18 protein-coding genes are annotated in these 20,367 nt (G+C 60.8%); 15 read left to right on the top strand and 3 right to left on the bottom strand.

The genetic code is table 11. From position 1 onward, the window contains the following. Positions 1-22: 22 nt before the first annotated feature. The 3 genes from FH08_RS0140065 (at position 23) to FH08_RS0140075 (ending at position 2,869) form a co-directional block, all read left to right on the top strand. Complete coding sequence (locus FH08_RS0140065; protein WP_031363738.1) at positions 23-976, top strand: 4-hydroxyproline epimerase; 954 nt, start codon at positions 23-25, stop codon at positions 974-976. A 316-nt stretch (positions 977-1,292) separates the two neighbouring features. Then, the gene (locus tag FH08_RS0140070) at positions 1,293-2,048 is read left to right on the top strand and encodes an AraC family transcriptional regulator (RefSeq protein WP_051888914.1); all 756 of its coding nucleotides are present in this window, start codon (positions 1,293-1,295) and stop codon (positions 2,046-2,048) included. 407 nt (positions 2,049-2,455) lie between these two features. Further along, positions 2,456-2,869, top strand: a complete 414-nt coding sequence (locus tag FH08_RS0140075) for a response regulator (protein ID WP_152603039.1) — start codon at positions 2,456-2,458, stop codon at positions 2,867-2,869. Positions 2,870-2,943: 74 nt separating this feature from the next. Here the strand turns inward: FH08_RS0140075 and FH08_RS53080 are convergent, their stop codons facing one another. Then, positions 2,944-3,114, bottom strand: coding sequence for a hypothetical protein (locus FH08_RS53080; RefSeq protein WP_200878859.1), 171 nt, complete (start codon positions 3,112-3,114; stop codon positions 2,944-2,946). Between the two features lie 252 nt (positions 3,115-3,366). Here FH08_RS53080 and FH08_RS0140085 point away from each other — a divergent pair, with 252 nt between their 5' ends. The 4 genes from FH08_RS0140085 (at position 3,367) to FH08_RS0140100 (ending at position 8,116) form a co-directional block, all read left to right on the top strand. Further along, positions 3,367-4,038, top strand: a complete 672-nt coding sequence (locus FH08_RS0140085; protein ID WP_031363741.1) for a glutathione S-transferase family protein — start codon at positions 3,367-3,369, stop codon at positions 4,036-4,038. A 129-nt stretch (positions 4,039-4,167) separates the two neighbouring features. Continuing rightward, positions 4,168-5,805 (top strand): ATP-binding domain-containing protein, encoded by a 1,638-nt coding sequence (locus FH08_RS0140090; protein ID WP_031363742.1) that lies wholly within the window; start codon positions 4,168-4,170, stop codon positions 5,803-5,805. A gap of 8 nt (positions 5,806-5,813) precedes the next feature. After that, positions 5,814-6,311 carry a molybdopterin-dependent oxidoreductase gene (locus FH08_RS0140095; RefSeq protein ID WP_031363743.1) on the top strand — a complete coding sequence of 166 codons (498 nt, stop codon included), beginning with the start codon at positions 5,814-5,816 and terminating at the stop codon, positions 6,309-6,311. Then, positions 6,281-8,116, top strand: coding sequence for a hybrid sensor histidine kinase/response regulator (locus tag FH08_RS0140100; RefSeq protein WP_075583442.1), 1,836 nt, complete (start codon positions 6,281-6,283; stop codon positions 8,114-8,116). The genes FH08_RS0140095 and FH08_RS0140100 overlap by 31 nt, the downstream gene beginning before the upstream one ends. Before the next feature lie 33 nt (positions 8,117-8,149). Here the strand turns inward: FH08_RS0140100 and FH08_RS0140105 are convergent, their stop codons facing one another. After that, positions 8,150-9,004 carry a helix-turn-helix domain-containing protein gene (locus FH08_RS0140105; RefSeq protein WP_031363745.1) on the bottom strand — a complete coding sequence of 285 codons (855 nt, stop codon included), beginning with the start codon at positions 9,002-9,004 and terminating at the stop codon, positions 8,150-8,152. 510 nt (positions 9,005-9,514) lie between these two features. Here FH08_RS0140105 and FH08_RS0140110 point away from each other — a divergent pair. Continuing rightward, positions 9,515-10,249, top strand: a complete 735-nt coding sequence (locus tag FH08_RS0140110; protein ID WP_031363746.1) for an OmpW/AlkL family protein — start codon at positions 9,515-9,517, stop codon at positions 10,247-10,249. 77 nt (positions 10,250-10,326) lie between these two features. Here the strand turns inward: FH08_RS0140110 and FH08_RS0140115 are convergent, their stop codons facing one another. Continuing rightward, positions 10,327-11,301, bottom strand: coding sequence for an amino acid ABC transporter substrate-binding protein (locus FH08_RS0140115; RefSeq protein WP_152603040.1), 975 nt, complete (start codon positions 11,299-11,301; stop codon positions 10,327-10,329). A gap of 396 nt (positions 11,302-11,697) precedes the next feature. Between FH08_RS0140115 and FH08_RS0140120 the strand changes: the two genes are divergently transcribed. The 7 genes from FH08_RS0140120 (at position 11,698) to FH08_RS0140155 (ending at position 20,340) form a co-directional block, all read left to right on the top strand. Then, positions 11,698-13,035 (top strand): MFS transporter, encoded by a 1,338-nt coding sequence (locus FH08_RS0140120; RefSeq protein ID WP_031363748.1) that lies wholly within the window; start codon positions 11,698-11,700, stop codon positions 13,033-13,035. Between the two features lie 278 nt (positions 13,036-13,313). Then, positions 13,314-13,622: a hypothetical protein gene (locus FH08_RS0140125; protein WP_051888902.1), complete on the top strand. Its 309-nt coding sequence runs from the start codon at positions 13,314-13,316 to the stop codon at positions 13,620-13,622. Positions 13,623-13,935: 313 nt separating this feature from the next. After that, the gene (locus tag FH08_RS0140135; protein ID WP_031363750.1) at positions 13,936-16,089 is read left to right on the top strand and encodes an ATP-binding protein; all 2,154 of its coding nucleotides are present in this window, start codon (positions 13,936-13,938) and stop codon (positions 16,087-16,089) included. After that, on the top strand, positions 16,086-18,125 hold the full coding sequence (locus FH08_RS0140140; RefSeq protein ID WP_031363751.1) for a response regulator: 2,040 nt from the start codon (positions 16,086-16,088) through the stop codon (positions 18,123-18,125). The genes FH08_RS0140135 and FH08_RS0140140 overlap by 4 nt, the downstream gene beginning before the upstream one ends. After that, the gene (locus FH08_RS0140145; RefSeq protein ID WP_031363752.1) at positions 18,122-18,766 is read left to right on the top strand and encodes a response regulator; all 645 of its coding nucleotides are present in this window, start codon (positions 18,122-18,124) and stop codon (positions 18,764-18,766) included. Before FH08_RS0140140 ends, FH08_RS0140145 begins: the two co-directional genes overlap by 4 nt. 122 nt (positions 18,767-18,888) lie before the next feature. After that, the gene (locus FH08_RS0140150) at positions 18,889-19,149 is read left to right on the top strand and encodes a hypothetical protein (RefSeq protein WP_031363753.1); all 261 of its coding nucleotides are present in this window, start codon (positions 18,889-18,891) and stop codon (positions 19,147-19,149) included. A gap of 393 nt (positions 19,150-19,542) precedes the next feature. Then, positions 19,543-20,340: a TenA family transcriptional regulator gene (locus FH08_RS0140155; RefSeq protein ID WP_035568470.1), complete on the top strand. Its 798-nt coding sequence runs from the start codon at positions 19,543-19,545 to the stop codon at positions 20,338-20,340. The last annotated feature ends 27 nt before the right edge of the window (positions 20,341-20,367 follow it).

The raw sequence follows: 20,367 nt of genomic DNA on the forward strand, positions 1-20,367 counted from the left end.
TCCGAATTTCTACGATGTCAGCATGAAAATCCTACACTTCATCGATTCCCACACGGGGGGCGAACCCACTCGTCTCGTCACATCGGGCGGACCGGATCTGGGCGACGGCAGCTTGGCCGAGCGCCTGGAAAACCTCCGCACGAAACACGACGACTGGCGCTCGGGCGTGGTCACCGAACCACGCGGTTCGGACGTGATCGTAGGGGCGTTGTTGTGCCAGCCGGATGAACCGGCGTGTGCGGCGGCGGTCATTTTCTTCAATAACGTCGGCTATCTCGGCATGTGCGGCCACGGCACGATCGGGCTGATCGTGTCTCTTGCTCACATGGGGAAGATTCAGCCGGGTTTACACCGGATCCAGACGCCCGCGGGTGTTGTCGAGGCTACGCTGCATCAGGACGGCAGCGTGAGCGTGCGTAACGTGCCGGCGTATCGATACCGGCAAGCGGTTCGCGTGAATGTGGACGGGTACGGGCCACTGACGGGCGATATCGCCTGGGGCGGCAACTGGTTTTTTCTCGTAGCCGATCATGGCCAGGATCTCGTTGCAACGAATCTGACTCGACTGACGGTATTCACAGACGCCATTCGTGACGCATTGCAGGCGCAAGGCATTACCGGCGCGGACGCCGCGATGATCGACCACATTGAATTGTTCGCGGACTCGCCGCGCGCGGGTATCAATAGCCGCAATTTCGTCCTGTGTCCCGGTAGCGCCTACGACCGTTCGCCGTGCGGCACTGGCACAAGCGCGAAAGTCGCGTGTCTTGCCGCCGACAATAAACTGGCCGAAGGCGAGGTGTGGCGGCAGGAAAGCATCATTGGCAGCGTGTTCGAGGCAAGCTACCGGCGCTCGGGCGAACTCGCGGGCGAGGCGGTGATCCCGACCATCACCGGACACGCGCACATCATGGCCGAAGGCCGACTCTGCTTCGACAGCACAGACCCGTTCGCCTGGGGTATTCCGGCGGCCTGAGGGCGGGACAAAAAGAAGTTGTCAGTCCCGGTCCGTGCAACACGCTCTCCTTGTTCTCTTTGCCCAAACCTCCCTGTCGTCAACACCAATTTTGACGGACGCCTCTCGCCTCTATAATCGGGCGCATCGAGGTGCGCGCTCCATCCACGCGGCGTATGTGGCATGGGCGGCACTTGCGGACCCCGACGACGCCAGCGAGACGCGAATGACCATTACGACGGACCGTCCGGCGCAGGCTGAACCCGAACACGGTATCGCACCACCCGGCTTGCACGCGACGCTTGCCGCCCCTGCGGGCGCGGCTACGCTCGAGGCCATGCTGCAGCATTTCAGGCTGCTCGAACCGGTCTTCGACGCGATGCCCGATATCGTTTTCTTCGTGAAGGACGCGCAGGCGCGTTACGCCCTCGTGAACCGTGCGCTGGCTTCGCGCTGCGGCCTGAAGGACAAGCAGGGGCTGCTTGGCAAGAGGGCGGAAGAAGTCTTTCCGCAACGCTTTGGCCGCATTTATACGGCGCAGGACCAGTCGATCATTGCGCAGGGCAACCCGATGATCGACCAGCTCGAACTGCATCTGTACCCGGCGCGCCAACCGGGCTGGTGCATGACGTCCAAGCAGCCGCTCCACGATGCACACGGCACGGTCGTCGGCCTGGCCGGTATCTCGCGCGACCTGCAGGCGGACGAAGGGACGCATCCGGCTTACAGCCGGCTCGCAGCCGTCGTCCAGCATATCCAGAGCAACTTCGTGCAGCCGCTGAACATGCCGCATCTGGCGTCGATGGCGAACATGTCGATTGCCCAGCTCGAGCGTTATTTCCACAAGGTCTTTCATCTGACACCGCGTCAGGTGTTGCTCAAGACGCGGCTCGATGCGGCTACGGCGCTGCTTGTCACACACGACAAGGTCACCGACGTAGCGGCGCTATGCGGCTACACCGATCACAGTGCGTTCACGCGGCAGTTCAAGGCGACGGTAGGCCTGACGCCGACCGAATATCGCGCGCTGTTGCGCTCGCATCATGTGGTAGCGCATACCTCGACACATGCCGCAGCCAAGCTTTCACTGTGATGATTTGCGTTCGCGGCCGCATCGATAAGTCTGAACTTTCAAAACGTCATACCGGGTAAAAAATTACCTGCGTTGGGCCGGCTCGCGTTCGATCCACGCTTGCACGCAGCGCTGCCATGAACCCATTAGGGTTTGCGCAAAGCCCCACGAAGCGGGGCTTTCGCCGTGGTTTCTCATGCAGTTCCTGCGCTCGGTCTGTTTTTTGCTGCTAGCTTGAGCGACCACGCAATGAGGCATACTGCGGCCGTTGAAATTTTTAATCCGCGCGACGTTCGACACCGGCGCGCGCGGCAGATCACACGGTGCCGCATGGATCGCATGCCGTCGTGCCGCAAGGTCCGCAGTGAGTGAGACGCGAGGGCCGCGACATCGGCACCGGAATCCAGTTTGGGCTGTTAGAAAAGATAATGATGAATGAAGTAGCGAGACTGGGACATACCAGGATTGTGCTGATCGAAGATGACCTTGAGAGCCGCGAATCACTGCGAATGCTGCTGGAAGAGGAAGGTGCGGAAGTGTTTGCTGTGGCGGACGCCGAAGAGGGCGCCGAGACGGTCATCCGCGAGTTGCCCGACGCTGTCATCTGCGACATCGACCTGCCGATGATGGATGGTTTTTACCTGATCCAGCGCCTGCGAGACCATGAGATTCGTGGCAACCTGACGCCGTCGATAGCGATTGCCCTGACAGGCCACGACGGAGACGAATACCGCTTGCGAAGTATTGGCGAAGGGTTTCAGCACTTCATGACAAAACCCGCGCACCCCGATGCGCTCGTGACGCTGATCCAGCAGTCTCTTAGTTCGCGCGTGCTGTCCTAGCGTCCTATCGGCACGCGGCCGGCCCGCACTCGCAGGACCCCAGCGTCCTGCGAGTCCTTCACGCGATGACGGTCTTATGACCGGTCGCGGTTGCGCGCGCGAGTGGCGCCGGTGATCACCGCAATGCCCAGCAAGATCACGTCGACAATCAAGATGGTGTGCTGCGACACGTGCATGGCGACCAGCGCCCATGACACGCCGCCGATCAGGATCAGCCAGCCCAACAGATAAATAACCAGGGTCATTGAATTGTCCTTTTGCTTTGTTTTGATCTGGAAACAGGGGGAAAAGCAGGGAACGACAGCCCTTGTCCGATCATGCCCGTCGCACAAAGCGGGCCTCGCCTCATGAATTCGACACTAAACCGAGGAAACGCTCGGTGCGAATGTGAGCGCCCCGTGAACGCCCCGCGAACGCCCGTACGCAGCCATGTTGTATTCTTGGCGCGTTTGTGCCCGGACTTCAACCCTGGATTTAAACTTCTACGGCAATCCTCCATGCTCATTGTTCATCACCTCAACAATTCCCGTTCACAACGTGTGCTCTGGATGCTGGAAGAATTGGGCGTCGAATATGAAATCAAGCGTTATCAGCGAGACCCCAACACCATGCTTGCGCCGCCCGAGTTACGCGCTGTGCATCCGCTAGGCAAGTCACCGGTCATCACGGACGACGGCCAGACGATCGCCGAGTCGGGTGCGATCATCGAGTACCTGAACGAGCGTTATGGGCAAGGACGCTTTGCACCCCCGCACGGGACCACGCCTGAACGCATTCGCTACAACTACTGGATGCACTACGCCGAAGGCTCCGCCATGCCGCCGCTGTTGCTCAAGCTGGTGGCGCTGCGGATCGGCAGCGCGCCCATGCCGTTCTTCGTCAAGCCTATCGCGCGCCGGATCGCGCAGACCATGCAGGACAGTTTCATCGACCCGCAATTGAAACTGCACTTCGGCTTCATCGAGAGCGAGCTGTCGAAGTCCGAATGGTTCGCGGGCGACGCCTTCAGCGCCGCCGACGTGCAAATGAGCTTCCCGCTCGAAGCCGGAACCCAGCGTGCGGGCGCGAAGAAGCTTCCCCACGTAGCGGCTTTCATCAAGCGGATTCACGAGCGTCCGGCCTATCAGCGAGCGTTGCAGCGTGGCGGAAAATACGATTTTGCGGACTGACCCGGGACGGCCGCGCGGCTTGCGTACAATGGCCGCTGGTTTCCCGGATCCGGCTTGAGTTCAGCTTGAATCAGGCTTCATTCAGGCACTTTCCGGCACTCATACGCACTTAGGCAACGAAGGCGAAGCATGGCTCGAATCGTCCCCGACGACTGGAAGAATATGGCAGCGACCGGCGCCGCCGTGCGTGAACTCGACACGCTCGCGCTGCTCGCAAAACTCCCCGATGACTACACCGTGTATCACGGTGTTCACTGGACCCGCATCAACGAAGGTTTTTCGGTGTTCGGCGAAGCGGACTTCGTGGTGGTCGCGCCGTCGGGCCGGGTGCTGGTCATCGAACAGAAAGCGGGGTTCCTGCGCGAGACCCCCGCGGGCCTGATGAAGGTCTACATGCAGAAGGAGCGTAACGTCGCCATCCAGCTTGCACGCACGCTCGAGAACCTGCACCGGCGCTTCACCGCCGCATTCGGCGCGGGCACCTACCGGATTGAAGAGCTGCTGTATTGCCCCGATTACACGGTGAAAGACGCGTCCATTGCAGGCGTGCCCGAAGCGCGCATTGTCGATGCCAGCCGCAAGTCGAAGCTGCCATCGGTCGTGCTGGATATCCTGCCGCCCAATGAGCCGCGTTTCGAGGCGTCCGCGCGGATCCACCACTTTCTCTCCGACGAACTCGCCCTCACGCCCGATACCAACGCGCTGGTCGGTCAGGCCGACATGCTCGTCACCCGGCTCTCGGGAGGCCTCGCCACGTGGGCACGGCGGCTCGAATTCCAGCCGTTCAGGCTGCGTGTGATCGGCACCGCCGGCTCGGGCAAGACGCAACTGGCGGTGCAGGTGATGCGTGATGCGGTGGCGAAGGGCCGCAGCGTGATGTACGTGTGCTTCAACCGGCCGCTCGCGGACCACATCCGTCTGGTCGCGCCGCCCGAAGCGCGCATAGCCAATTATCACCAGCTCAGCGCAAGCGTGACGCGCGATGCCGGGATTCCGCCAGACTTCAGCCAGCCGAACGTATTCGCTACGCTGGAGGAGCGTTTCGCCAACGTGGAGATTGCGGGGCACTGGAAGTTCGACGTATTGATTGTCGATGAAGGCCAGGATTTCCAGGCGCCCTGGGTGGATGCGCTCACGCGTTTGCTTGCGCCAGACGGCGCATGGTGGTGGCTCGAAGACCCGATGCAGAACCTGTATTTCCGCGACCCCGTGCCGCTGCCCGGCTGGACCACGTTGCGCGAGACCACGAACTATCGCAGTCCGCGCGACTTGCTGGCGTACATCCGGCGGATCGTCGGACCCGACGTGCGGCTCGATGCGGGCAGTCCGTTCGATGGTTCCGAAGTCAGTCTCTCCACCTATGAAAACGGCCATCCCGACGAAGTGATCGAGGCGACTAAGCGAGCGATCACTCAGGCGCTGGCGCTCGGCTACCGGAAGCAGGACATTGCGGTGTTGTCCTTTCGCGGACGCGAAGGCTCGGTGCTGACATCGGTCGACCAGCTCGGGCCGCATCGCTTGCGCAGCTTCACGGGGAGTTACGATTTGTTCGGGAATCCGGAATATCGGGAGGGTGACGTGCTGCTCGAATCGATCTACCGGTTCAAAGGGCAATCGGCGCCGTGCGTGATCCTGACCGAAGTCGATTTCGACACTTTCGACGAACAGGTCGCGCGCAAATTCTTTGTCGGCGCGACGCGTGCCACCATGAAGCTGATCGTGGTGGCGTCCGAACGCGCGGCGCTCGCCTTTAACCAACAGCATTGACCGCCGCCATGACACAGCCGCGCGTCTTGAGAACGCTGGCGGCTTCACTGCTCGCTCTGCTGCCCCTTGCGGCGAGCGCTGCTCCTTTGACGCTGGACGTGCAGGGGATGATCGGGCGCACCAACGACGTGGACCATAGCGTCTATCACGTCAGCGAAGCCGAACTGCTGAAGCTGCCCGTCCATACGATTACGACCTCGACCACCTGGACGCCGAAATCCACCTTCTCCGGGCCGCTGCTGGGTGACGTGCTGAAGCTCGTGGACGCGCGCGCCGACGACATCGAACTGCGCACGATCGACGATTATTCCTACACGGTGAGCGCGAGGGAAGCCGAGCGTTACGGTGCCATTCTCGCGTACAGCATGAACGGCGTGCGCCTCACCGTCAGCAAATTTGGTCCGTTGTTCCTGATCTATCCGCGCGACGCGTATCCGTCCGAGCTGACCGGTTCGGCCGCGGAGGCGAAGTTCGTGTGGCAGATCAAAGGGATGGTCGTGAAATGATGCGTGCGGCGCTTGGCCGTTTCAAGGTTGCGATGCTGGTTGCGGCAGCTATCGCGCCGCCGCTTGGCGGCGTGGGCTATGTGTTGTATTCCGTCCTGCTGGCGAACCAGAGCACGCAGCAGCTCACCCTGCCGTACGACGGCTTCTACTGGGACGGTGCGCAATTCCAGATTGCGTACGGCCGCTTTGCAAACCAGATCCTCTTGTATCGGAGCGGAATCGACGCCGATACCGACGAGATCCAGCTGCGGTTCGAAGTGCTTGAATCGAAGCTCGCCGTTGTCACCGCTTCTACCGCGATGCTCTCCGATCGCGGTTCCCTGCGAAACCGCCAACAGGAGATCCTGCGCCAGCTGGACGCGGCGCTCGAGTCTGTCGAACCCGATATTGATGCGGTGAAGAGGGACCGCGGGCGCACGCTGAAGATCATCGGCGTATTGCGGCAGAACCAGGATGCAGTGAACGAGCTGGCGAACGGACGCCGCGTGGTCGACGTGGCGGAGCGTGACTACATTGCACGTGATTTCGTTTCGAAGCGGCGTTATCTGTTCGCAGCGGGCATGCTGCTCGCGCTGCTTTCCATGGTCGCCACTGCCATGCTGCTGCTCAACGGCTACCGGCGTTCACGGCTGATTCACCAGCAACGCGCAGCGCTCGAAGCGCAGCATCAGGCAACCCGCGCGGCGCGCGAAGCATCGCAGGCGAAGGACGCGTTCCTCGGCATGATCAGCCACGAGTTGCGCACGCCGTTGCATGCCATTGTGTCGTCGGTGGAACTGCTCGAACTGAACCTGCATAGCGAAAGCGATCGCAAGATCATCCAGCGGCTCGAGACCGGTGCCCGCCATCTCGAGGCACAGATGCGCGACCTGACCGACTTCGCGCGGCTCGGCGCCGGCAAGCTTGAATTGCGGCTGACAGTTTTCGATCCCATGGAACTGCTCGACTCCATCGTGGACGCGAATACGCCGGCGGCCGTGGCGAAGGGCCTGGCGTTGCGCGGGCAATTCGCGGGCGAGGCGGGTCTGGTGGAATCGGACCAGCACCGGCTGCGTCAGATCGTGACCAACCTGGTGACGAACGCCATCAAGTACACCGACGCCGGTTCGGTCGATGTACGTTTCGAACGCTCGCTCGAACGGCTCGATATCTCGGTCGTCGACACCGGTCCCGGAATTGCGCGCGAGCAGTTGCCGCTCATCTTCAAGGAATTCACGCAACTCGATTCATCGACCACCCGGCGTTTCGATGGCGCCGGCATGGGCCTCGCGGTCGTGCGCGGACTGGTCGAATTGCTGGGGGGCGTGGTCAACGTGTCGAGTGATGTCGGTCAGGGCGCGGCGTTCCGCGTGAGTTTGCCCGCTGCACCGGTGGCGCGAATGCCCGAGCGCGAGCGTGCGCCTGCGGACTTGCCGCCGTTGAAGAAAGCACGTGTGCTGGTGATCGACGACCACGATTCCATCCGCGAGTCGCTGACTGAAATGCTGGCGCACCTGGGTTATGCGAGCGTGGCCATGCCCGACGTGGACAGCGCGCTCGCGTGGCTCGAGAACAATCAGGCCGATGTGATACTCGCCGACCTGCACATGCCGGGCAAGGACGGGTACTCGTTCGTGAATGAATACCGGGCAAGGCGGGCGGCGGGCGCGAGCTTGCCGGTGATCGCGGTGAGTGCCTACGCACCGGATCTGGTCGACCCTAGCGCCGCCATCCTGTTCTTCGATTACCTGCTAAAACCCGTGCGCTACGAAGTGCTGAAAAGCGCCTTGGCGCGGGCGCTATCGGCGACACGGCGGATACATTGAGCGGTGCGTGTGCCATGCAATGGCGTCGAGGAATCAGGTCCGCTGCAAACGCTTCGACAGGTCGGCCACAAGGATCGCCATGCGCGCCGGTTTCTCGAAGCAAGTGACGTTGTAGCGCTGGATGATGTCACTGATTTCCGACTCGCTTGCCTTGCCGGTCGTCAGTTCGCCCGTCAATACGAAGATGGGCGCATCCGGGTTGTCGGAGTTGCGCACGGCGCGGATAGCGTCGGCGGAGGTATGCGCCCCGAACAGCCAGTCGATCACCACCGCATCGAACACCTGCGTCTGCAGCGCTTGCGAGAACCCTTCCAGACCATACAGGGCGACCGCTGTGAAACCGCTGCGCTCGAGATAATCGTGCAGGTTGTCGGCTGAGGTCTGATCGTCGTCCACGACCGCGATCAGCGGTTTGTCCATGTCCGTGCGGCGTGGCTGGATCTCGATCTTGTGGACATCGTGAGCGGCGTGCAGCAGCACCCCTTCGTGCGTTGTCACTAGCCAGCGGCCGTTCATGTTTTGCGCAATGAAATCCGGGCGGCTGCCTGGTTCGAGCGCTTCGCCAATCCATGCAACACAGGGAACTTCGATAGCGCCAAGCATCAGCACGGCATCCTGGGCGGCGCCTTCGGTGTCGTCTACGTCGGCGTTCTTCGCGTCGAAGAGCTGCAACGCAGGCTCGTCAAACGCGTCGGCCACGCGGCGGATTTGCGCGAGCGTCCAAGGGCTGTTGCCACGGAGTTTTCGATGCCCCTGCGAGAAGCTGAGGTCGAGGATGCGGCAAAGCTCGGCGGTCTGCTGCCGCTTGCCAATGCCGTGGCGATTCATCAGGTCGCGAACGCGCTGGGCGACTGCGAGGGAATCGGTGGATGAGGTTTCAGTGACCATGCTGCCTGTGGACCAGTTAAAGCGCGTGGCGGGTTCGGGATGGATCGGGAGGTATTGTAGGCGTAAGAGCGGGTGAGTTCGAAAAACTCTTGTGAAGATAAACGCCTGTCCTGACGGGGACAGGGAGCTTGTTACCGGTTGCGAAGCTACGAATGCATTCGAGCCGCTGGCGGGTTCGTGCCTGGCAAACGTTAACTGAGATCAGATAACGACATGAAACCGTCTGAAGCAATATAAAACGATCGAACGAACATTCGGGTCGTTTGACCGATCGCGTAAATCATCATTCGATGACATGCGTTTTTTGGACTACAGCCGTCCCGCGCTTTTGAGCGAAAGTGGCTGCCGCGACGAGCTCCACAGCCGAGCCCGCAGCAAAAACGGGTTTCGAATTCTTACCAGATTCCAGAAGTATTTCTCCAGCGTAGAGCGAATTATTCGTACGATCGTTCGCATAGAATCTTCTCCAGATCCACTGACAGGATCGGATAAAACGGAGGAGACATGAGCATGCAGATACGAGCGTTGGGCGTGATGAACGTGATGGCCGCGTTGTTGGTCAGTACGGCCGCGCATGCGCAGAGCGCCGGTGACATCGTGGCGAACCTCGGCTGGTTTCATCTGGCGCCGCAGGATTCGAGCAGGCCGCTGACGGTGAGTGCCCTTGGCACGAGCACGACCGAAACCGGTACGGGAGCATCGGTCGACGGCGCGGACACGTTCGGCCTGACGGCGACGTATTTCATTACCGATCACATCGCGGCTACTGCCGTGCTCGGTGTGCCGCCCAAGTTCAATTTGTCTGGAAACGGAACGCTCTCGTCGCTCGGGCAGATTGGGTCGGCTTATGAATGGAGCCCGACCCTGCTGCTGAAATACTACTTCAATGACGCGCAGAGCCGGCTCCGGCCTTATCTTGGCGCCGGGGGCTCGTATGTCTGGTATAGCGGGGTGAAGTTGAGCTCTGCCGTGTCCAGCGGCAGTTTCCTGTATTCCTCAAGCTATGGGACGGCACTGGAAGGGCCGACGACAGCCAAGCTGAGCAGCTCGTTTGCACCGGTCATCAACGCGGGGCTTTCTTATAACATCGACAAGCATTGGTCGGTCGATGCCTCGCTCTCTTATATGTGGCTGTCAACGCGCGCCACGCTGACAACCCAGTCGGCACTGGGCACCGTGACCAGCAGCACCAAGATCAAACTCAATCCGATCATCTCGTTTGTTTCAGTCGGCTATCGGTTCTGATCGGGGTTGATGCAGGTTTGCTCTACTACCTCGCTTTACAACCTTGCTTCACAGCTTCGCTTCACAACTTCTTCGCCTCAACCGGAGCTGCCGGCCGTGACCGGATCGAGCCAGAGTTCCTTGCGCTCGACCGGCACCCACGAGGGAAGAAACGGATTGGTCAACTCGATCACGACCCGCCGTTCCAGATGCAGGTCGGCAACGGCCTGGCCAAAATTCTTCTGGAAGAGCGCGTCAAAACTCCCATCCTTTCGCATTGCCTCCAGGCCGTCCTTGATTCGTTGCGCGATCAGCGGCTCCGACTTGTTGACGTAAAAAAATTGCGCATAGGGATAGCGGATCAGCAGATGAGTATCTATCGCCATCTCGGGGTACAGGGTCCGAAAGGAAATGAGCTCAGGCGTGATCTCAAGCACGCCGCGCGGGAACAGGTCGAAACGCCGATGAACCAGCATCGGGAACAGTTGATCGTAGTGGCTTGCCGTGACGAGAGGGATCCGGTTGTACCGGTACACGGGCACGTCGCCCCAGTCCTGACCCTGGCCGACGTTCAGCAGACGCAGGCCCTGGATGTCTTTGACTTCATTGATGTGCGTTTGCTGATCGCGCCGGATCAGGGCGACCCGATAACCGAGGAGGCCTTTGTCGATAGGAATGGCAATCGGAATCGTCTGCGCGTTGAGGTCGGGATGACCAGGATCGCTCGCAATCACATTGATCAGGCGACCGGATATGGCCTCCTCGACCTCGCGCTGCGTTGACATCGGCTCGGCGTATGCATCGATCACGTAGGGTCCGTACGTGGACGTCGTATGGTCGAGCGCCGCGATCAGGAAATCCCAGCGCCTTTCCCGAACGACTTCATCCGGCACGCGAAGGATGCGGATATGCATGGGCGTAGCCGGCGCGGCAAGCGCCGGACTGGTGGCTTGAGCGCGGGTAACGCCGGTCATTGACAGGCTGGCCACGAGGCCGGCCACGCCCGTCATCAAGACGGCGCAGGCCAGGACGCGAATGCCTGCTGTCCAGTCGCCTCGCATGTGTCTTCTCATGAGGAGCCTCCAACGGGGTTGAAGCGCTGAACGCTTCTGTGTACGGGGCTGCGATCGATATAGCTCGTGCGAGAGGACATCGCAATGGACGGCTTAAAGGCGGGGTCAAAAGACGGATAGCGCTGGCGCGAGGGCCGATACGGCGGGGACCTCCTTGCAGGCGCTCATACGTTATTACCCGCAGACAATTCTTCCGGATCCAGTGCACACTGCGTCTGATTCGGCCAATTCTGCCGATAGCCGGCTTCGCATTATTTCATCATGAACCTAGGTTTCACGGGCACATACTACTTCCCGCTTCGTCTTAGGAGCACTATGCTTTCAACGGCAAAGAGAGTTGAATATTGCGCACAAAATGACGATGGACGTTTAAAACTCTAACTTGGGGGAAGGCTAGTGGAACTCGAAACCCGCACTTTGGGACGCGTGACGAAGCGACTCGTCCCGTTCCTGATTCTCTGTTATTTCATAGCGTACCTGGACCGTGTCAACGTGGGTTTCGCCGCGTTGCAGATGAACAAGGACCTCGGGTTTTCCTCAAGCGCCTTCGGCTTCGGTGCGGGCATTTTCTTCATCGCTTATTTCTTTTTCGAAGTCCCGTCCAACCTCTTGCTGGAGAAGTTCGGAGCGCGCCGATGGATAGCCAGGATCATGTTCACCTGGGGCATCCTCGCCGGCGCCATGGCGTTCATCCCCCAGATTTCGCGGTTGACTGGACTCTCGGCCGCACACGTGTTCTACACGTTGCGTGTGTTGCTCGGGATTGCTGAAGCGGGATTCTTCCCGGGCATCATCTTCTTTCTGACGCTGTGGTTTCCGGCGACGTACCGGGCTCGCGTGGTCGGCTCCTTCATGGTGGCCATTCCGCTGTCTACGGTGATAGGCGCGCCTATCTCCGGTGCGCTGCTCAACCTCGATAAACTCGCCAGCCTCGCAGGCTGGCAATGGGTCTATCTGATTGAAGCATTGCCGGCCCTGTTCCTGTCGTTCGTGGTCCTGTTTTATCTCACCGACAAACCGGCGGACGCAACCTGGCTTGCGCCCGAGGAGCGTGACTGGCTCGTGGCCCGGCAAGCCCAGGAACGCGCGCAGCGTGAGGCCGTGCGCGCCTTCAGCGTGCGCGAAGCCTTGTTCAATCCGCGGGTTCTCGCCGTTGCGCTTATCTACTTCGGCGCCAACGCGACCAACTACGGCCTGAGTTTCTTCCTGCCGCAGATCGTCAAGGGATTTGGCCTTGGCAACGTTCAGACCGGGCTTGTGACGTCGCTGCCGTACATTGTCGGGGCGTTCAGCATGATCCTCTGGGGACGCCGCTCCGACCGCATGCTCGAGCGCAAGTGGCATGTGGCCATCCCGCTGCTGGTGGCAGCAGGTGGAATTGCGGCGTCGACGGCGCTGGATGATCCTGTGCTGAAAATGATCGCGCTCTCCATTGCCGGCTTCGGCATATTCGGCTGCCTGCCGGTGATCTGGACGTTGCCGGCCGCTTTTCTTTCGGGGGCGGCCGCTGCGGGCGGCATTGCCGCAGTGAACTCGCTCGGCAACCTGGCCGGGTTCTTTGGACCCTATGCGATGGGGTGGATCAAGGACAGTACCGGCAGTTTTGCGGCTGGCCTGCTGTGTCTGTCCGGGGCGGGGCTGGTCGGCGTGGCAGCAGTGCTCCTGCTTCGTCACGATAGCGCCTTGGAAAACGCACCCGAGCCTCTTGCGGAAGAAGGCTCGAGGCACGCATAAGCTCGTCCAGGGGCGCATCCAAGGGTTCGACCAAGCTTGGCTTGCACCGCGAAAGGGGACCGTAAAGATGGGCTCCTTTCGCATCCACTCGGGGCGCTGCTTTGCCGCAGTTGCCTCGATCATTGCCTATTCCCGCATCACATTTTTGTCCACGTAAGGATTTCCTGACGGGTAAATCAGCATACGCCTCTGCCCATTTTCCGCGTTTCCTGACTGTGTAAAACCCATCAACTGCCTAGACTTTGAAGCATCAAAATGGGTTTAACCGGTCATCCGCCATGATTCCGTATCTGTCCGAGCGTGAAAATGCGGTGGAGCATATCCACACTATCTGCCTGCGCTTGTTCGATGCATGGTGCGAGAACAGGAACGTGATTCCGCTCGCGTACCTGATGCATTGCTGGCCTTTGATCAATAGCGGACCCATACCGATCAGGCGTCTTGCGGACACCATGTGGGAGCTGCGAAAATTCCACGCGGAAACGCTCGATGTCGACGAATCGGGGGTGCTGTGCGACCTGGCCGATTGTATCGACGAGATTCTGGGGAACTCGTTCGGCCCCTTCAATATCGCCGCAAACGGCTAGGATCGCGTCAGTTTTTTTCAGGCGAATTTGAATGAATTTGAAAGCTGGATGACATCGGTTTTTCCGTTCGGGATAGGCCAACTGCCCGCCGAACCGCCTGTGGAAAAGCACAGGGAAACCGCCGTCTTCCAGCGAGTTGATTCCAGAGCGCAGAGGGCGCATGCGAGCAGCGGCGCCAGTCTGCTCACCTAAACCATTTCAGTACCGACGGCCTGCGCCAAGCGTGCCGTCCGCCCAATGAACTCACGATAACCGTCATTCGGCAACGAGTGCAGATTAACGAAAACGAGGCTCAGGGCACTCGCGGGGGGATATGGTTCTCAACATGTTCAGCGCGCTGTGGAGTTCGCTGAGCCGCTTTCGCCACAGCGTGGTCATGCGGCTTATCGCGACCGTCCTCCTGTTCAGCTGCGTGGTTACGCTGCTGCTGACTGCGCTTCAACTCTACGGCGACTATGAGCGCGGTATCGCGCTCATCGAAAACCGGCTGTCGGATATCGACCGGAGTTATCGCGACAGCCTCGGCGAGGGTTTATGGCGGCTCGACCGGCAGCAGCTTCAACTCGAACTGGACGGCATGCTGCGTCTTGCCGACATTCGTGCCGCCGAGGTTCGCGAGGCTGGCCCGGTCGCCTCGCCCCTGGTGGTGCGCGCTGGCCAGCGCATGAATGACGCGCTCATATCGCGCGAATTTTCCATCTCCTACCGCGTCCGCGGAACGGAACGCGTGCTCGGCACCTTGTACGTCGAGGCGACGCTCTCCGGTCTCTATCGCGAGCTGGCGCAAACCGCGCTCCTGATCCTGGTGAGCCAGGCGGCCAACACGTTTCTGGTTGCGCTTTTCATCATCTATATCTTCTGGCGGCTCGTCACGCGGCACCTCGCGACAATCGCGCGGCTTGTCGGCCGCTACGACTTTCGCGAGTCGCCGCAACCCTTCAGCTTGCAGCGCCGCCAGCCCCGCCGGCCCGACGAACTCGATCGCGTGGTTGCTGCATTTCATGCGATGAGCGTACGCCTGCACGTCGCCTACCTCGACGAACGTAACGCCGCCAAGCAACGTGAAGCGCTTCGTTCGGCTGAAGCGGCGAACCGCGCCAAGGGCGAATTCCTGGCGAACATGAGCCATGAACTGCGCACGCCGCTGAACGGCATCCTGGGTTACGCGCAGATCCTGCAGCGCGACAGCGGGTTGAGCGAGCGGCAACGTACCGGCGTGGCCGTCATCCAGCGCAGCGGTGAACACCTGCTGACGCTGATCGACGACACGCTCGACTTCGCGAGGATAGAGGCGGGCAAGCTGCGGCTTGAGATCGGCGATGTAGCCTTGTCCGGTCTCGTGGATCCGATTCGAGAAATCATCGGCGTGAAGGCAGAAGAGAAGCAGCTCGACTATGCCTGCGTCATTGCGCCCGACGTGCCGGGCGGCGTGCGCGCCGACGCGCGGCGGTTGCGGCAGGTGCTGCTCAACCTGCTCGCGAACGCCGTCAAATTCACGGATCGGGGCAGGGTGAGCCTGCTTGTTACGCAGACCGCTTCAGGGGCGGTACGGTTCGAGGTACGCGACACCGGGATCGGGATTCCCCCGGACCAGTTGAGAACCGTTTTCGAACCGTTCGAACAGGTCGGCAATCCCGAGCGTCGTTCCGAGGGCACCGGGCTTGGGCTCGCCATCAGCCGGGAGTTCGTGCTGGCGATGGGCAGCGAGATCCACGTCGAGAGCGGGCTCGGACAAGGCAGTACCTTCTGGTTCGAACTGGCCCCTGCCACGACGGTGCGCTCAGGCACATCCGGCGAACCGGATGCATGCGTCGCGACCGGCTACGAGGGGCCGCGCAGGAAGGTGCTGATCATCGACGACGTGGCGGTCAATCGCACCGTCATCACGGAATTGCTGAGCCGGCTCGATTTTGAAATCATCGAGGCGGCGAGCGGCGCCGAGGGCCTGGCCCAGGCGCAAAGCGAGCGGCCGGCGCTGATTGTCACGGACATCGTGATGCCCGGCATGGACGGCCTCGAGCTCACGCGCCGATTGCGTCAGACACCGGGACTGACTGACGTGCCGATCATCGTGGTGACCGCCAGCCCTTCCGGCCGTGACCAGGAAAGAAGTCTTGCGGCCGGTGTGAATGCATTCCTCGCCAAGCCGGTCGACTTCGGCCAGTTGCTGGCTCAGATAGGCGCGTTGCTGAACCTTCAGTGGACCTATGCCGTGAGGGCGCATTCCCCGCAGTCCTCATTGCCCGATGTGCTGGCCGCTGTGCCACCGGCGCAATTGGATGAACTGCATCGGCTTGCGCGAATTGGCAACATGCGAGACATCATTGCATGGGCGGACCGGGTGTCATTGATCGATCCGCAGTACGAACCATTTGCTACGAATCTGCGTGGGCTGGCGAAAGGCTATCAGTCGAAGGCGATCCTCTTGCTCGTAGAACACTATCTTGAAGCGAGGCGGGCGCCATGAGCGAGACAAGCGCCAACCTGAGCGCCAGCGAGCCGCCGGCAATCCTGATTGTCGATGACACGCCGGCCAATCTCGGGCTCGTGGTTGACAGTCTCTCCGACCAGGGCTTTCGCGTCCTGGTGGCGCTCGATGGCGAGGAGGCGCTCGAACGCGCGCAGTTTTCACGGCCGGATCTGATCCTGCTCGACGTGAAGATGCCTGGCATCGACGGCTTTGAAACTTGCCGCCGGCTCAAGATGAACGAGCACACACGGGATATCCCGGTGATCTTCATGTCGTCGCTGACCGGCATCGAGGATCTGGTCGAAGGCTTTGCCGCCGGCGGCGCGGACTATGTGACGAAGCCTGTCCGGATCGACGAAATGATGGCGCGCATCGGCACGCATCTGGCGCTACGCGCAATGCACAAGCAGCTTGTCGCACAGAACCGGCAATTGTCGAACGAAGTGAGCGAGCGCCAGCAAGCGGAAGCGGCGCTGGCGCGTGCGCGCGACGAACTCGAGGTGCGAGTCGCGCAACGCACCGTAGAACTCGCGCAGGCCAATGCAAGCCTGCGGCAGGAGATAGAGGAGCGCAGGAGGGCCGAAACGAAGCTGCTGTCGAGCGAGGCGCGCTTCCGCAACATTGTGGAGACCAGTCCGCTACCGTTTTGCATCACGTCGATGCCGCAAGGGTCGCTGCTCTACATGAACGAGCCGTTTCGGAAGCTGTTCGGCCTCGGCGCCCCGACCGACACGGTCATTAGTGTTATCGACTTCTATGTGGACCCCGGGACGCGAGACACGCTGGTGCGCCAGCTTCGCATGTTCGGCGGCTTTCGCAACACTGAAGTCAATTTCAGGCGGCCGGACGGCAGCACGTTCTGGGCAATGCTGACCGCCCGGGTCGCGAGCTTCGACGATGCGCCGGCCATCTACGTAGGCCTCAACGACGTGACGGCGCGCAAGTTGGCCGAGGGAAAATTGCGGGCGAGCGAAGCGAGTCTCGCGAACGCGCAACGGCTTGCGCGGCTCGGTGACTGGGAGTGGGACACGACGGCTGACGTGATCCATTGGTCAGACGAGATGTATCGGATCCTCGGGTTGGCGCCGCGGCTTTCGCGGCCAGGCTATCGCACTTTTCTGGCCGCAGTGCATCGCGAGGACCGGGCACTGGTCCGCCACGCCGTACGCGTGCTGCTGGATGAGCGGCGGCCGTACGGCCTTGATTGCCGCGTAACGGGAGCCGACGGTGTGGTGCGGATCGTCCAGTTCCAGGCCGAGGCCATGCACGCCGCTGGAGCCGGCGGCGGCGTCGCTGAGCAGCCGTTAAAGCTGGTCGGTACGATCCAGGACATTACCGAGCGCAAGAGCATCGAGCACGCACTCCTGGAGTCGCGCGAGCAATTGCGGGAGTTGTCCGCCTACATGGAAGCGATTCGCGAAGAAGAGAGGAAACGTATCGCGATGGAAATTCACGACGAACTCGGGCAGCTGTTGACTGCATTGAAGATGGACGTTTCATTGCTCAAGATGCGCCTGGCTCAAGACGCGGATGCGGCAAGGAAAGTCGACGACATGCGCGAGCTGGTTGAAAAGACGATCTGGATGGTGCGCAACGTCGCGAGTCACCTGAGGCCGGCTGCGCTCAATTTCGGCATAGTGTCGGCGCTGGAGTGGCTGGTGGAGGACTTCGGCCGCCGCAAAGGCCTTTCCTGCCAGCTCTGGATCAATGGTCGCGAGCCGGTTCTTGACGATGCCCATGCCACTGCGGTGTTCCGTATCGTGCAGGCGTCGCTGACCAACGTTGCACTCCATGCGGGCGCGTCTCGTGTAGACGTCACCTTGACCAACACCGAGACGACGCTCGATCTCTACGTCAGCGACGACGGCTGCGGTTTCGATCCGGCGGCGGCCCGCAAGGGATATTCATACGGGCTGCTTGGCATGAGCGAGCGCGCCCGGCTGATCGGGGGATCGTTGCGAATCGACAGCTCGCCTGAAACGGGCACCGTGGTGTCGATTCACGTCCCGTTGGGTGGAGGCGAACGGCCATGATCAGTATCCTGATAGCCGACGATCACGCCATCGTACGTAGCGGATTAAAGCAGATCATCGCGACGACAGCGGACATTGAAGTGACAGGCGAAGCTGCGCAGGGCGCCGAGGTGATCGAGAAACTGCGCATCTGGCGCGTCGATCTCCTGCTCCTGGACATGACGATGCCCGGCATCAGCGGCGTCGACCTGATCCGGCGCGTGCGCACTGAATACCCGGCGCTGCCGGTCCTGGTGCTCAGCATCCACAATGAAGCGCAGGTCGTCGCGCGCGCGGTGCGTGCCGGAGCAACCGGCTATGTCACGAAGGACAGCGATCCTGACATCCTGCTCGCCGCCATTCGCAAGCTTGCCGGCGGGGGGCGGTTCATTGATCCGAAGCTGGTCGATGTCATGGTCTTCGACACCCATTCCAGCGACGCCGCACCGCACGAGATCCTGTCGGATCGTGAGTTCCAGGTGCTGCACCTGCTGGCGGCGGGCAAGAGCATCAATGCCATAGCCGAAGTGCTGGTGCTGAGCGCCAAGACCATCAGCACGCACAAGATGCGGCTCATGCAAAAGCTCGGCATTGAAAACAACGCTGAACTGATCCGCTATGCGATCAAACATGGTTTGACTTCCGAGCGCGATCGCTCGTAAGGATATTCCGACAACAAAACCAGCCACGCCTGAGGCCATAATCGACCTCTCCCGACGGACAAGCGCTGCTGACGCTTCTACCATGGTCTCATGCGGTGAAAAAGCAAACCACGGAGAATCTTATGGTTGCGTCGGAGCAGTCGTTGCGCGTACTGGTTGAAAAGTGGCTGGGCGCGGTAGTTGCCGGGCATCTGCACGTGCACTCCATTCATCGTATTCGTGCAGGGCGCCACCGCTGCGTCTGCATTGAAGTGGAACGCGCATTCGGTTCGGCATCCAGCGCTTTCACCCTGTTCTTTTTCCGTCATAACGACGGCGCCTGGCATGTCTATCCGGCAGAGGCAGTTCGCCCTGCCATGGGTCTCGTCCGGCTGGCCGCTTGAACGGCAACGGATAGTCCCTCTCCGCCAAAATCCAGCCAGGACGCACGCTCCGGCGAGTGACGACCCACGTGCGCACTTCACTATGCCGCGTCGTAGAACACCTCGACCGGGCTGCATCAATCCTCCGCAGGTCTTTGATCTCTCAACTGTTTCACCGGTCCCGAACCCCGGGCCGGGATATCGCTGCGCGTTATAAAAGGGACCTTCGGTGCGGTGCTGTCTGAATAACTGGATTGGATTAAATGTTCCGCGAAATGTGCGCATCTGCATATAGGAAATCCTTTGATTCCCCGATGCTTGGCAGGCGCCACGATGGCGAGTTGAGAACCGGCTTGCCCTTGTACGGATGCCGTGGCCCAACACCTGAAACCCATTCCTGCGAGACATCATCCGATGACAACAGACTTCACCCGTACCGGCGAACTCAAGAACATTGCCAGCTATCCGAAATGGCTCCAAGACGTAGTCAAGGATTGCGAAGAAGCGAAGACCAGGATTGTTTATCATCCGCTGTGCGTGGCCATGAAGGAAGCAACGCTCGACATCGAAAGTACGCATCGCTTCCTGATTGGTTTTTTCCCTGTCATCGAGCAGTTTCCGCAGTTCATGGCGTCGAACCTGATGAAAGCACGGTTCGGCAATTCGCATGGCGAAGGGATGGCGCGCTCCTACCTCATCCAGAATATCCGGGTTGAGAACATGCACGCCAAGCACTGGCTGCAATGGGCAGGAGCGAGCGGCCTCGACCTCGACGCGCTGTTGTCGCAAGAGGTGCCGAGCGAAATGCATGCACTCGCGCATTGGTGCGGGCATGTCAGTCTCACCGACGAGCTGGCGGTAGCGGTGGCGGCAACGAACTATGCAGTGGAAGGTGCGACGGGTGAGTTCTCGTGCCTGATCTGCTCTGACGAAACCTATGCGATGACCTTTCCGGAACCGATACGCAAGTCGGCAATGCGCTGGCTCAAGGTGCACGCCCATTACGATGACGAACACCCGTGGATGGCGCTGGATATCGTGGCCACGTTGCTGGGTACGAATCCGCCGGTGGAGTCGGTCAACAAGATCCGCGCTGCCATTCGCAAGAGTTACGATTATCTGCGCATGACGCTCGATTACGCGTACGGTACGCGACTCGAGCCGTTGACGGTGACGGTACGTGAAGTGGAGGAAGAGCCGGTCGCGGTCTGAGCGAGCCCGGTTTGGAATGTCGAATAA

This window comes from Caballeronia sordidicola (assembly GCF_000729995.1).
Classification (GTDB): Bacteria; Pseudomonadota; Gammaproteobacteria; order Burkholderiales; family Burkholderiaceae; genus Caballeronia; species Caballeronia sordidicola_A.

Coding starts and splice junctions, on each gene's coding strand:
- FH08_RS0140065 (WP_031363738.1), top strand. CDS start 23: ATGAAAATCCTACACTTCATCGATTCCCACACGGGGGGCGAACCCACT.
- FH08_RS0140070 (WP_051888914.1), top strand. CDS start 1,293: ATGCTGCAGCATTTCAGGCTGCTCGAACCGGTCTTCGACGCGATGCCC.
- FH08_RS0140075 (WP_152603039.1), top strand. CDS start 2,456: ATGATGAATGAAGTAGCGAGACTGGGACATACCAGGATTGTGCTGATC.
- FH08_RS53080 (WP_200878859.1), bottom strand. CDS start 3,114: ATGACCCTGGTTATTTATCTGTTGGGCTGGCTGATCCTGATCGGCGGC.
- FH08_RS0140085 (WP_031363741.1), top strand. CDS start 3,367: ATGCTCATTGTTCATCACCTCAACAATTCCCGTTCACAACGTGTGCTC.
- FH08_RS0140090 (WP_031363742.1), top strand. CDS start 4,168: ATGGCTCGAATCGTCCCCGACGACTGGAAGAATATGGCAGCGACCGGC.
- FH08_RS0140095 (WP_031363743.1), top strand. CDS start 5,814: ATGACACAGCCGCGCGTCTTGAGAACGCTGGCGGCTTCACTGCTCGCT.
- FH08_RS0140105 (WP_031363745.1), bottom strand. CDS start 9,004: ATGGTCACTGAAACCTCATCCACCGATTCCCTCGCAGTCGCCCAGCGC.
- FH08_RS0140110 (WP_031363746.1), top strand. CDS start 9,515: ATGCAGATACGAGCGTTGGGCGTGATGAACGTGATGGCCGCGTTGTTG.
- FH08_RS0140115 (WP_152603040.1), bottom strand. CDS start 11,301: ATGAGAAGACACATGCGAGGCGACTGGACAGCAGGCATTCGCGTCCTG.
- FH08_RS0140125 (WP_051888902.1), top strand. CDS start 13,314: ATGATTCCGTATCTGTCCGAGCGTGAAAATGCGGTGGAGCATATCCAC.
- FH08_RS0140135 (WP_031363750.1), top strand. CDS start 13,936: ATGGTTCTCAACATGTTCAGCGCGCTGTGGAGTTCGCTGAGCCGCTTT.
- FH08_RS0140140 (WP_031363751.1), top strand. CDS start 16,086: ATGAGCGAGACAAGCGCCAACCTGAGCGCCAGCGAGCCGCCGGCAATC.
- FH08_RS0140145 (WP_031363752.1), top strand. CDS start 18,122: ATGATCAGTATCCTGATAGCCGACGATCACGCCATCGTACGTAGCGGA.
- FH08_RS0140150 (WP_031363753.1), top strand. CDS start 18,889: ATGGTTGCGTCGGAGCAGTCGTTGCGCGTACTGGTTGAAAAGTGGCTG.
- FH08_RS0140155 (WP_035568470.1), top strand. CDS start 19,543: ATGACAACAGACTTCACCCGTACCGGCGAACTCAAGAACATTGCCAGC.